The organism is Nostoc sp. (assembly GCF_036917775.1).
Classification (GTDB): Bacteria; Cyanobacteriota; Cyanobacteriia; order Cyanobacteriales; family Nostocaceae; genus Nostoc.
In genome coordinates, this window is the sequence record NZ_JBALEQ010000076.1 from 63500 (window position 1) to 75779 (window position 12280).

Sequence of the window (12280 nt, forward strand, 5' to 3'; positions counted from 1 at the left end):
TATTTGAATAATATCTAACATAATAAAGTTATAAAATTGAACGTTTTTGTGTCTATTTGCCTCATAACAGATGTACATCATCTGGTTGTCTGATGTAGTTAACTATCTTCATATTTAATACAAGTACTTTCATTACTTTTGCTCTCTTCAAGTTTGTGAAGTATGAACTATATAGTTACTCAATTTCAGTATTAAATAAAATCATTACCAATAGTTTAGGAAAAGCAAAGACGTGAACCGTTTCAAAAAGCTATCCTCAATTGTGTTCTTGCTATTAGCTTTTATTTATCCACCTGGTTTGGCTGAAGCCAAGGATAATACTCTCAATAATGTTCTCAATGAACAGGCTCTTGACGCACAGACAAAATTAGTTGGAGAGCAAAGTGAAGAGCTTTTGTTAGCTCACCGAAGGACTCGACGAAATTATCATAGACGGCAACGGACTGGAAAATATTATTATCAACGCCAGAGAAATCGACGACATTATTATAGACGGCGCTATCGGTCTGTAAATTATCACGGACAACCATATCGTCATGGAGAATGGGAACTTGTGCGCGATCGTCATGGACGATTAATATATGATTGGCAGCGTTAAATAGTAAACTTTACAGCCAATTTTGCCAGAGAATCTTTATGTGTAAATCCTAACTTAGGCAGACTTATTCGAGACAAAATAGTGGATATTACTCATGTATATTTTTAGTCATTAATTGTTCCATCAGGCATGACTGCCCCACGCAAATTTGCACCCGTCAGATTTGTAGTACTCATTTCTGCTCTGATCAAATTTGCCTTACTTAAATTAGCACCAGTTAAGTCTGTCCTGGCAAGATAGGCATCAACCAAGTCTGTTTCCGTGAGATTAGCCTGACGCAGGTTAGCCCGACTTAAATCAACTCTATTTAGCCTTGCAAAACTCAGGTTTACTCCACTCATCTGACATCTAGTCAGTTTAGCATCTGCCATAATTGCACCATACAAATTAACACCTGTAAGTTCGGCATCAATGAGATTTGAACGTTCCAATCTAGCGTTCATCAGGTTAGCACCTTTCAAATTAGCACCACCGATGTTAGTATCTGCCAGAGATGCGTTATGCAAAATCGCTTCACTCAAGTTAGCATCACTCAAATCGGCATAACGTAGCGTTGCCTCACTCAAGTTAGCACCACTCAAATCAACTTTAGATAAGTCTACACCAGTTAAATCAGCGCCCCGTAGGTCAGCCTTGTGAAGATTAGCACCCCGTAGACTAGCAGAGTACATTCTTTTTTCTTCTCGCAGGTTAGCCCCCCGCAGACACGCTCCAGTTAAATTTGCACCACTTAAATCTGCACCACGTAAATCGGCATTCATCAAGTTAGTATCTAGCATATATGCCAAAGTTAAATTTGCATTACGCAAATCAGCACCCTGCAAAGTTGCACCATGTAAATTAGCATCATGCAAGTTGGCGCTGATTAAACTTGCCTGGTTTAGGTTCGCACCACTTAGCTTTGTACAAACTAGGTTTGCGTGATTCAGAATTCCCCGACTTAGATAGCTAAAAATTAGGATAGCATTACCCAAATCTGCTTTATTCAAAGCTATGCCAATCAAGTCTGCACCAAACAAATTTATTCCATTTAAGTTGGCCTCAATAAATTTTGTTTCTCCATTCTCATAGCGCTTTATAAGTTCATTGGCATCCATATTTTTTCCTATCAATTACCACAAATATTTAAATTTTCCTCGGATTAACAATAATCAAAATTTACCATTATTCTTTGGGAGGAGGTGCTAGAAATTGACAGGTATTACCATCATCATTGAGTCCAGTTTTGTGATAAGGGTTAACTGGTGTTTTTGTTTCTGGAGATGGATCGTTGTTGAACGGGTTATATCCATTGGCGCTGGGTGATATATCGCCATATAAAGTTCGCATAGATTGGATAATTGCACTAGCTGCTTGAGTATTTTCATCAGGCTTCCCTAGAGATATAACAGCACGATTTAATTTAGATTCAAGCTCTCTAAGAGTTGGACAGATATTAAATAATCTCAGCAATAAATCATCAAGTTTTTGAGTTTTCAATTTCAACCAGTCTTCTTCATTGAAAGTAAATTTCTTGTCAAGTGCAGAAAATAGAACTATTTTAGCTCTAAGTGGGTTAGTATACTTCATAATATTTTGCCGTAAATCAAACTGATTATATTGATATTTGATTTGACTGTTGGGAGATTGATTTATAGAATTTAATGATATTGCTTCCTCTTTTCGAGGTTGATTTAATAATATTCCTGTTGATTCTTCTGGATGAGGTTGATTTAAAAATATTCCTGTTGGTTCTTCAGGCGCTATATATAGCTTCTGCATTTGATGAAAAATAACATTAGCGATTATGGCGTATTCAGCTTGTTTGTTAAGAGTTTTTACAACTTCAGATAAACTATAATTTAAGTTGTTAGTAGTAGGATTCAATCTAAATAATTCTTGAATTAATTCTTGTAATTTAAACCTATCTAACGTTTCTTCATCATTCTCCCAAATATTGTTACAAGCCGAGTATATTAATTTTTTAATCCGTTTCGAGTTTTCATGCTGTTCTAAATGTTTAGTTACTGCATCGATACTAGATATAGTTTTCATCGGCAAATCTCCAGCACAAGTATTAAATAGGAACAAATAATAAAGCTAACCTTTTCAACGTAACTCGTAAAATCTTTTTCTTGGAACATTGTCTGTGTCGAAAGTGGCTTATAAGTTATTTATTTAACCGCAGAGGCACAGCAGAAAGCCTGAGAGCAGGCATCAGATTTTCTAAAATAGAGAAGATATAGAAAAGAGATTTTGAGAGGAATTTACTTTCGATAATTTCTACTCACGTTGAAAGGGCTGGTCTTATGTTATACCCTTTTTATCTAGCTTGTGTAGTCATGTCGAAGCACTTTGCCTAGGGTTGGCACAAGGTAAGGATGCCTACAGTTTCAAGGCAATACCAAGTACTACCGCATCCATTGACGACATCCGCAATTGCCGAAAGCCCTGCTGATGTAGGCTATTGGAGTTATGAGTGGCGTGTTGGTGGTAAATCTGGCACGAAGTCGCAGAAATTGTATGAAAAAATGCGAATCTCTGGCTCAAACTCTAAATTAGCTGCTGGCTTTGCACTTTTCTCCTACACTTGATCTGCCTAAAAATATTGCAAAGTTATGAGCATTACTTTGCAATAGCTAGGATTTAAATACTATATATCAATCGAGTTGCCGGAGTTAATGATTATAAGATTAAGAATCAATCCAACGCCTCACTGCTGACAATTGTGCAGAGAACCATATAGCACCTAAGATATTTAGACTACCAGAGACGATCAAGGCATTAGTCGCACCAAAATTCTGTGCTAAAGTTCCAGCTAACAGATTCCCAAAGGGCATCATACCCACCATTGCTAGGGCATAAAAACTCATCACCCGTCCGCGCTTATCCTCGGTAACTAGGGTTTGGATAATCATATTACTACTGGTAATCAGGAGGATAGAAAAGCAGCCTGTAAACACCAGTATGATTATGGATAATCCAACTTGACGCGATAGTGAGAAGGAAATCACACTTATCCCAATCAAGACTTGAGCGACTACAATCAAGCGCTCTAAGCCCGCAATCCCTCGCCTAACACTCAGATACAAACAAGCAAATAACGAGCCAATGGGCGCTGAGGTGCTGAGGTGAGCCATCGTAGTTGCATCCCCATTTAAAATCTTAGCCGCGAAGATGGGCATGAGCGCAACATGAGACATTCCGACTAAACCTTGTAACGCCAGTATTAATAAAATTGCTCTAATCGGCTGGAATTTGGAGACATATTCAAAGCCCTCCTGCAATTTCTGCAAAGTATCGCTAAGGCTTGTAAGGCTTTGCATCGGTCTGATTTTCAGCCGCATCGCTAGCAGGGTAAAGATGGCAGGAATATAGCTGAGGGTATCGTAGAGAAAACAATATTTCACCCCTAGCGTCGCAATCAAAATCCCGCCCATAGCAGGCCCCAATACCAGCGAGGAACTTAACATCACTGAATTCAATGCGATCGCATTACTCCAATCAGCGCGATCGCCTACGGTTTCGGTGACGATTGTATGACGCACGGGCATATCTAATCCCTTGAGCAAACCATTGAGAACACTCAGTACCAATAGGATGGGAAATGTAATCCAATTGGTAAAGGTAAGAATCGTTAAGGACAGGGAAACGCTAATTCCCAATATCTGCACCAGCATTAACAAATCACGACGACTCCAGCGATCGGACAATACGCCGGAAAAGGGAATCACTAATAACGTCGGTAAAAATTGTACAAAACCTGCAACTCCCAACAACCATGCCGATTTAGTCAAATCGTATACCAGCCAAGGAATAGTTAACTGCTGGGTCATAAATGTCCCAGACATTGATAGTAACTGTCCCCCAAAAAACAGGCGAAAATTACGCCAGCGAAAGGCGGGTAAATGCTGGTAAATGATATTACTTACGCGATCGCCTAGTTGTCTATTCCAAATTTTCATTAGCGAAATTATACTATGTTATCCTAATTTTTAGCTAAACTAATATTTAGTTATGCTAATAATTATAGGATAATTGCGTAGTTTACCGCCGTAGGCATCGTGTCTGGTTTTGTTTGTCTGGCGTACTAAAATTCAATTTTTATTAACACACTCAGCCTACACCCTATCCCGAATGGCACTAAGTTAATCGCAAAGCCCTGATATAACAAGATTTTGAGTGTGGGGAGTGGGGGGAGTGGGGGAAGTGTGGGGAGTGTGGGGGGTAAGACTTCTTCCCCATCCTCCCACACCTCCCACACCTCCCACACTATGCCCTGACGAGGTTTTAGCTTTTCTTAGTGCCATTCCACCCTATCCCCAACAAGATAGCCCTGACGATATTTCACATGAGCCTTCGTGCCATTCTCCTATGCTCTATTTTTGAACTGCACCAACAGGAACAGGTTCACCGAGAACTTTGGCGAATCTTTGCAAATAGAAGTCCACGGGATTTGCTACAGCTTGAATTGAGGAGCGATCGCTTAAGCTGTTCCACCATGTCTGCAAACGAGGTGTTTCTGCTGGTAGTGTGAATTTGCGGAAGTGTTCTAAGAGTGGTAAACGTTCAAACCAAGGATAGAAGCTGATATCAACGAGGCTAAACTGATCTCCTAACAAGTAATCACCTTTGCCTAATCCTTCTTGTTCAATATATAGAAGTGCTTCTGTGAACTCTCTTCGTCCTTGTTCCTGTTCTTGGCTATCTTTACCGCGCAGCAATTTATTAAAAGCTGGGACAAAGCGAGTATTGGCGTAGTCTATCCAAATTCGAGCGATCGCTTTATTTGCGGGATCGCGGGGTAACAAAGGTGGCTCCGGGAAGACTTCATCTAGATATTCATTGATAATAGCGGACTCGTAAATTTCAACATCTCCATGTTTGATAGCTGGGACTTTGCCATAGTGAGAAATCTGAGTGTACCCATCTGGTTTGTTCTGTAAGTCAATTTCTATGGGGGTGAAGTCAATACCTTTTTCAAGTAAGACTACACGGGTACGTTGAGAGAAAGTAGAGGCTTTGGCGAAGTACAGTTGTATGTTGCTCATGAAATCTTTTCCTTGTAATCATTGTGGATGCTGACTATTTGAAATTGCACAACTCCAACTAAAGCAATAAGACAAAAGCAAGATGTGTTGATTAGTGCAGTTAAATAATTGACTGACAGGTATTTATGTCAGTTAGATAATATAATACAGCTTTTCGGTCGATTTACCGTATTTTACATATCATACAGTCTTGCTGAAAATATGTATACCTAATTATTAGTGTTACTAAATAAATTTTTAGCCCTAATAAATTTAGGGAATGCACACACAAGAGAAAATAAAGGCAATTTAAGCGTAAGCTAAAAATAAAATACTTGGGTGCTATGTCGATTCCAGGAATTTCTGAAGCAATAATCCGCCATAACTCCAACGCTTCATCCTACAGTCGTGGTGAAGAATATTACCGCAGGGGTGCGATCGCTGAACTAAAAAAACGCGGTAATCTGATTCAAGCAGAGGTAGAAGGTGGCGAAATTACACCATATCAAGTCAGTATTCGTTTTGATGCAGGTGGAATTACTTCAGCCTGTTGTACCTGTCCTTATGATTATGATGGTTGGTGCAAACATATCGTTGCCACCTTATTAAGCTGTTCGCGTCAATCAGAGATCATTGAAGAACGTCCAACACTAGAACAATTATTAAATCGCCTCGATCTTCTTCAAACTCAGCGATTATTACAAGAACTGCTGGAAAATAGACCAGAAATAATTGATGATATTGATGAGTTTGTCAGTTTGATAGACTTGCCAAAACCTCAAACAAAACAACCTTCTACCCGCCAAAGCAAAATTGACACATCACCTTTTCGCTCTCATGTCAAGCGGATTTTGCGGGATGGATTGAAAGAATTAGAGTATGGTTCAGAAGAAGACCCATTTACAGATGATTTGCTAGCTGTAATTGAGAAAGCGCGAGAGTTGGCAGAAAATGGAGATGGCAATAATGCGATCGCAATTCTCGAAACTATTACCGAAACTTATGCCCAAGAATGGGACGAATTACTCGATTACGGTGGAGACAGTTATTCTATAGCAGAACCTCTTGACAGCGCGTGGACAGAAGCAATTTTGTGTGCAGAAATGTCTACAGGAGAAATAGTAGATTTGCAGTTGATGTTGGAATCATGGCAAGACGAAATCAGTGCAGACTTTAGTATGAGCTTAGAAGCATTGCGTCAAGGTTGGGATTACGAACCACTGCAACAAATTATGCAAGGAGATGATACCGCAGAACTTTGGGAAAATGAACGACCAAGCTATGCTGATGATTTAGCCTTGATTCGCTTGCAAATTCTTGAACGTCAAAATCGTTATACAGAGTATTTAAATCTAGCTTTAGTAGAAGAAATGACTCTGCAATACCTAACGCAATTAGCAGCTTTAGGAAGAGTAGAAGAAGCCATGTCTGCGGCTAAAATCCTCATGGAAAAAGCAGAAGAGGGTTTTGCCCTGGCAAAAATATTGCGAGAAGATGGTTATTTGGTTGAAGCTTTAGAAATATGCCAAGCTGGTATCAATTTAACAGGTAACTGTTTATATGAATTTGCTACTTGGACAAGTGATTTAGCCCAAGGATTAGAAGATAATGCCACTGCGTTAACTGCCAGCATCATTGCTTTTAAAATCAGACCATCGTTTCGATACTATGGTAAAATTCAAGACTATGCAGGAGAAACTTGGTTGACGCTCAAACAAGATTTACTGCAAACACTACGAGAACAGCCAGATTGGGGAATAAAAGAAGCTCAAGTTGATATTTTCCTCCATGAAGGATTAATTGATGATGCAATTAGAACAGTAGAAAGAGATATTTATTATGCTTCAGAATTGGTTCATCGAGTCATGGATACAGCAGTTTACTATCGTCCAAATTGGGTAATTGATAACGCTCGTAGAAGGGCAGAACCAATTATGGAACAAGGAAAAGCTGATCGTTATGACGCTGCGGTTAATTGGCTCAAAAAAGCAAAAGCTGCGTATCTTCAACTAGGACAAAAAGCTGAATGGTCTGCTTATCGCTCACAACTAGAAGCTGCTCATGGACGTAAACGTAAATTAATGGAATTATTTAAAGAACTGAATAAATAGTAGTCTGTCAAGTTAACTTTGACGGGTGAGACACTTCTTAAAAATCTCTTTTTTCTCTGACTCTGTGCCCTCTGTGCCTCTGTGGTTCGTTCCTTTACCCTTCAAACTTTACTTAACAGACCAATAGTATGATTAATTTAGCAACTGATACCACAAAATTACAAACACAACTTGCGGATAAATACTTCAAATTACATCCTTCCATACAAAAAATTATTCAGTTATTTTCGGTAATTTATGCACCGATAGACAAAAATTCATTCGTAAGTTGTCTTAGTAAAATTGACGCTTTAGATGAGAACAATAAACCTTGGGTTACTAAAACCCTCAGTCCCCAAATTGATAAATTGTTAAAAGCAGGCTTGTTAATACAGGAAAACAGGCAAGGTGCTGAATGTCATCCATTACTTACAGAAATTGCTACTCGCCATGCTGTACAAACCGGACAGTTTGAAATTCTCGTCACAGCAGTAGAGGAGAAGCTACCAATACGTACTCACTGGAACAGAGATTCTCGGATCTTCTACAACTTACGCCAGTGTATCAGAGAAATCCGCATTGGTATTTATCGTCAAGACCTTAGTTTTATTAATCAGCAAATTGAAGCTTACCAAAAGTACGCTGATAGTGAAGAAAAAATAGTAATAGAAAATATCTTTGAGCAAATATACAATAATCCATTTGATGCAGATTGGTTTAACACCCTACCACAAGGATTATATGAAAGTGGTATATCAAGTATCCTCTTCAATTCAGCCTTAAAATTATCCGCTTCTGAAGATGCGTTGATGCTGCTGGAAGAAGAATGCTCTACGCCTGGAAAACATTGCTCAGATTATCTACATCTGATTTTGACAGAACAACTGTTGTTACAGGGTTGTACCCAAGAAGCACAAGAAAGTCTAGAGCGTATATCAAAAGAATATCAAAATAACGCTGCGATCTTTTGGGGTTGGTTAAGTTTTCTGCGAGGTGATAATGAACAAGCCATCAAATATTATACAGATGCCCTGAAAGCCATCAAAAAGGCTACAGGCAAACGTCAAATATATTTCAATACAATTGGGGGCTTATTTTTTATCCTCGCACTTTTAAAAGATGGTTCAGCACAACACCTCAAAGAAGCAGAAGAGTATACCAATTTGATGTCCCGTCAATCAGATCATTGGCTTAGGTTCATTTATGGTAGACTGAAAATGGTACTGCAAGTACACCTTGGTGATATTACTCAAAAACAATTTGTAGTCAGTGGTCATATCTCTTCCGTGGAAGAAGAAAATAGCTTACAAACATTGTTTTGTTCGCTATGCCTTTACTGGATGGATGCTGAGAGTGCTAAAAAACGCTTACCTAATTTACTAGAACCATTGTATCGGCGATCGCTCACCTCCGGTTATCACTGGTTGGCAATGGAAACCGCAGAACTCCTATCCCGACTCAAACCTAGTAGTAACTATAAACAACTTGCAGAGGCACTGCGAGAAGATAGCAATATCCAAACCATCGTAGATTTAATTCGACCCCAAGAAGCTTGGGAAATGTGCCTCAATGCCTTAGCAAATCTCCAAAAAGAACCACAAACACCAGGAAAACCAGAATCGGAACTGCGTTTAGCATGGTTCATTACCTTCTATCCCAGCAGATGTGTCTTACAACCAAAAGAACAAAAAGTTAATGCCAAAGGAGAATGGAGTAAAGGTCGCCCCATATCCCTCAAGCGTTTAAGCAGTGCATTATCTGAGTTTGATTACATCACCCCCCAAGATATGCGGGTATGTAGTTGTATTGAGGCATATAGTGATGGCTATTACGGCAAAGTGGATTATACCTTCGGTGAAAAAGCCATCTCTGCTTTAATTGGACACCCGTTGGTTTTTTGGGAAGATACACCTAATATCCGTGTAGAAATTGTCAAGGGAGAACCGGAACTACTGGTTAAGAAAGAAAAACTTGGCCGTCTCACCTTAGAATTTTCTCCCAAGTTACCAGAATCACAAAATATTCTGCATATCAAAGAAACCCCAACCCGCATCAAAGTCATTGAAATTACTGCCGAACATAGACGCATTGCGGAGATTATTGGTATAGATAATAAATTAAATGTACCTGCGATCGCCGAGAAGCAAGTTTTGGCAGCCATAAATGCCGTCTCTGGCATCGTCACCGTACATTCTGACATTGGTGGCGGTTCAGAAGGTGCAGAAGAAGTACCCGCCCAGACTCTACCCCATATTCACCTTTTACCTGCCAATGCAGGCTTGAAAATCAGCCTTTTGTCACGCCCCTTTGCCCAAGGTGGCCCCTACTACCGTCCTGGTACAGGTGGTGAAACTGTAATTGCCGAGATTGAAGGGAAACGTCTCCAAACCCGACGAAATCTGTCTGAAGAAAAGCAACTTGCCAAAGATGCTATAGCCGCTTGCGCCACCTTGACTCAAACTGAAGAACAAGATGGTGAATGGATTATAGACGATCCAGAAGACTGTTTAGAACTGCTGCTAGAACTGCAAGCGCTGGGAAATAACGTAGTCATCGAATGGCCACAAGGAGAAAAACTGCGTGTTAGTCACAATGCCGACTTGAAAGACTTTAATTTATCAATTCAACGTCAGCAAGACTGGTTTGCAGCCACTGGGGAGTTGAAATTGAATAACGACCTAGTGCTGGATATGCAGCAACTACTAGAACTATTAGAGAAAACCCCCAGCCGTTTTATCCCCCTTGGTGATGGTCAATTTCTGGCTTTAACTCAAGCTTTTCGGAAACGCCTCGACGAATTGCGGATGTTTTCGGAAAAACATAGCAAAGGTATTCGTTTTCACCCATTGGCAACATTAGGGTTAGAAGATTTTGTCGATGAGGTAGGTAAGGTAAAAGCAGATAAACACTGGAAAACACATATCCAGCGTCTTAAGGAGGTGAAAAACCTCCAGCCGGAACTGCCATCTACTCTTCAAGCAGAACTACGTGACTACCAAATGGAAGGCTTCTGTTGGCTGGCGCGGCTAGCACATTGGGGTGTGGGTGCTTGTTTAGCAGACCAAATGGGACTCGGTAAGACCTTGCAAGCATTGGCGGTCATTCTCAGAAATGCCCATGAAGGGCCAACCCTAATTATTGCCCCCACTTCCGTATGTATGAATTGGGTGAGTGAAGCGCAGAAGTTTGCCCCAACTCTCAATATTATTCAATTTTCTGGTGCTAACCGCCAAAAATTACTGGATGGTTTACAACCGTTGGATATGTTGGTATGCAGTTATGGTTTATTACAGCAAGAAGAAGTAGCGCAAATGCTTTCTCAGGTACAGTGGCAAACGATTGTCCTGGATGAAGCCCAGGCGATTAAAAATATGACCACTAAACGTTCTCAGGCAGCTATGAACCTAAAATCTAATTTTAAGTTGCTGACTACTGGGACTCCCATTGAGAATCACCTGGGTGAGTTGTGGAATTTGTTCCGTTTTATTAATCCTGGGTTATTGGGTTCTTTTGAAAGCTTCAATCAACGCTTTGCTACTCCCATTGAAAAATATCAAGATAAACTTGCACGTAATAAACTCAAAAAACTTATTCAACCATTTCTGTTGCGGCGGACAAAAAATCAAGTATTAGAAGAGTTGCCATCTCGTACCGAAATTCTCCTTCATGTAGAGTTAAGTCGAGAGGAAAAGGCATTCTATGAAGCCTTGCGCCGTCAGGCCATATCTAAACTTACCGAAAGTGATGCCGAAGCAGGAAAAAAACATTTGCAGGTTTTAGCTGAGATTATGAAACTGCGTCGCGCTTGCTGTAATCCCAGCCTCGTTATGCCTGATACTGAATTACCCAGTTCTAAGTTGCAACTTTTTGGCGAGGTGCTGGGTGAACTGCTGGAAAATCGTCATAAAGCGTTAGTGTTTAGTCAGTTTGTTGACCATTTGCACATCATCCGCGATTACCTCGAACAGCAAGGTATTAATTATCAATATCTAGATGGCAGTACTTCAGTGGCAGAGCGCAAAAAACGGGTCGATGCGTTCCAAGCTGGTTCAGGAGATGTCTTTCTCATTAGTCTCAAAGCAGGCGGGACAGGACTTAATCTAACTGCGGCTGATTATGTCATCCATACAGACCCTTGGTGGAATCCCGCAGTGGAAGACCAAGCCTCAGACCGCGCCCATCGCATTGGGCAACAACGCCCTGTTACCATTTATCGCTTGGTAGCAAAGGATACGATTGAAGAAAAAATTGTGGAATTGCATCACCACAAGCGAGATTTGGCAGACAGCCTATTGGAAGGTGCTGATATCAGTGGCAAGATTTCGACGGAAGTATTGTTACAGTTGATTAGCGAAGGTTAAGCTGTCACAGCCCGAATTTCTCACGTATTGTGTGGTTCTGGTGGGGAGTGTGGGAGGTGTGGGAGGTGTGGGAGGTGTGGGACGTTTTCATGCACAACTGCTCTTTCTATAGCAGTAGCCCAACTTTGACGAGTATTAGCGATCGCTAATCCAATAAGCTGTTTTAGTTGGTTCTGGGTAACAGTAATCAATATCTCTAGAATATTAAGTTTTGAAACTTCT

Annotated in this window: 9 protein-coding genes; 4 read left to right on the forward strand and 5 right to left on the reverse strand. The window is 40.3% G+C overall.

The annotated features are described in order from the left end of the window. Nucleotides 1–232 precede the first annotated feature (232 nt). Complete coding sequence (locus tag V7K69_RS14200; protein WP_335035328.1) at nt 233–598, forward strand: hypothetical protein; 366 nt, start codon at nt 233–235, stop codon at nt 596–598. 104 nt (nt 599–702) lie between these two features. Here V7K69_RS14200 and V7K69_RS14205 read toward each other — a convergent pair whose 3' ends face one another. Next, the gene (locus V7K69_RS14205) at nt 703–1695 is read right to left on the reverse strand and encodes a pentapeptide repeat-containing protein (RefSeq protein ID WP_335035330.1); all 993 of its coding nucleotides are present in this window, start codon (nt 1693–1695) and stop codon (nt 703–705) included. Between the two features lie 67 nt (nt 1696–1762). Beyond that, complete coding sequence (locus tag V7K69_RS14210) at nt 1763–2632, reverse strand: hypothetical protein (RefSeq protein WP_335035332.1); 870 nt, start codon at nt 2630–2632, stop codon at nt 1763–1765. 326 nt (nt 2633–2958) lie between these two features. Here V7K69_RS14210 and V7K69_RS14215 point away from each other — a divergent pair, with 326 nt between their 5' ends. Continuing rightward, nucleotides 2959–3171 carry a hypothetical protein gene (locus tag V7K69_RS14215; RefSeq protein ID WP_335035334.1) on the forward strand — a complete coding sequence of 71 codons (213 nt, stop codon included), beginning with the start codon at nt 2959–2961 and terminating at the stop codon, nt 3169–3171. Between the two features lie 99 nt (nt 3172–3270). Here the strand turns inward: V7K69_RS14215 and V7K69_RS14220 are convergent, their stop codons facing one another. The 3 genes from V7K69_RS14220 to V7K69_RS14230 all read right to left on the reverse strand — a co-directional run bounded on the left by V7K69_RS14220 (nt 3271) and on the right by V7K69_RS14230 (nt 5628). Beyond that, complete coding sequence (locus tag V7K69_RS14220; RefSeq protein ID WP_335035336.1) at nt 3271–4542, reverse strand: MFS transporter; 1272 nt, start codon at nt 4540–4542, stop codon at nt 3271–3273. Nucleotides 4543–4725: 183 nt separating this feature from the next. After that, nucleotides 4726–4887, reverse strand: coding sequence for a hypothetical protein (locus V7K69_RS14225; RefSeq protein ID WP_335035338.1), 162 nt, complete (start codon nt 4885–4887; stop codon nt 4726–4728). 69 nt (nt 4888–4956) lie between these two features. Beyond that, complete coding sequence (locus tag V7K69_RS14230; protein ID WP_335035340.1) at nt 4957–5628, reverse strand: glutathione S-transferase family protein; 672 nt, start codon at nt 5626–5628, stop codon at nt 4957–4959. Between the two features lie 323 nt (nt 5629–5951). On the opposite strand from V7K69_RS14230, the gene V7K69_RS14235 reads away from it, so the two are divergent. Both V7K69_RS14235 and V7K69_RS14240 read left to right on the forward strand, forming a co-directional pair. Next, nucleotides 5952–7718: an SWIM zinc finger family protein gene (locus V7K69_RS14235; RefSeq protein WP_335035343.1), complete on the forward strand. Its 1767-nt coding sequence runs from the start codon at nt 5952–5954 to the stop codon at nt 7716–7718. A gap of 128 nt (nt 7719–7846) precedes the next feature. Then, entirely contained in the window at nt 7847–12058 is a 4212-nt protein-coding gene (locus V7K69_RS14240; protein WP_335035345.1) for a DEAD/DEAH box helicase, read from the forward strand. The last annotated feature ends 222 nt before the right edge of the window (nt 12059–12280 follow it).

Bases quoted from the DNA above. Each gene is read 5' to 3' on its own strand.
- V7K69_RS14205 (WP_335035330.1), bottom strand. From the start codon at position 1,695: ATGGATGCCAATGAACTTATAAAGCGCTATGAGAATGGAGAAACAAAA.
- V7K69_RS14210 (WP_335035332.1), bottom strand. From the start codon at position 2,632: ATGAAAACTATATCTAGTATCGATGCAGTAACTAAACATTTAGAACAG.
- V7K69_RS14215 (WP_335035334.1), top strand. From the start codon at position 2,959: ATGCCTACAGTTTCAAGGCAATACCAAGTACTACCGCATCCATTGACG.
- V7K69_RS14220 (WP_335035336.1), bottom strand. From the start codon at position 4,542: ATGAAAATTTGGAATAGACAACTAGGCGATCGCGTAAGTAATATCATT.
- V7K69_RS14225 (WP_335035338.1), bottom strand. From the start codon at position 4,887: ATGGCACTAAGAAAAGCTAAAACCTCGTCAGGGCATAGTGTGGGAGGT.
- V7K69_RS14230 (WP_335035340.1), bottom strand. From the start codon at position 5,628: ATGAGCAACATACAACTGTACTTCGCCAAAGCCTCTACTTTCTCTCAA.
- V7K69_RS14235 (WP_335035343.1), top strand. From the start codon at position 5,952: ATGTCGATTCCAGGAATTTCTGAAGCAATAATCCGCCATAACTCCAAC.
- V7K69_RS14240 (WP_335035345.1), top strand. From the start codon at position 7,847: ATGATTAATTTAGCAACTGATACCACAAAATTACAAACACAACTTGCG.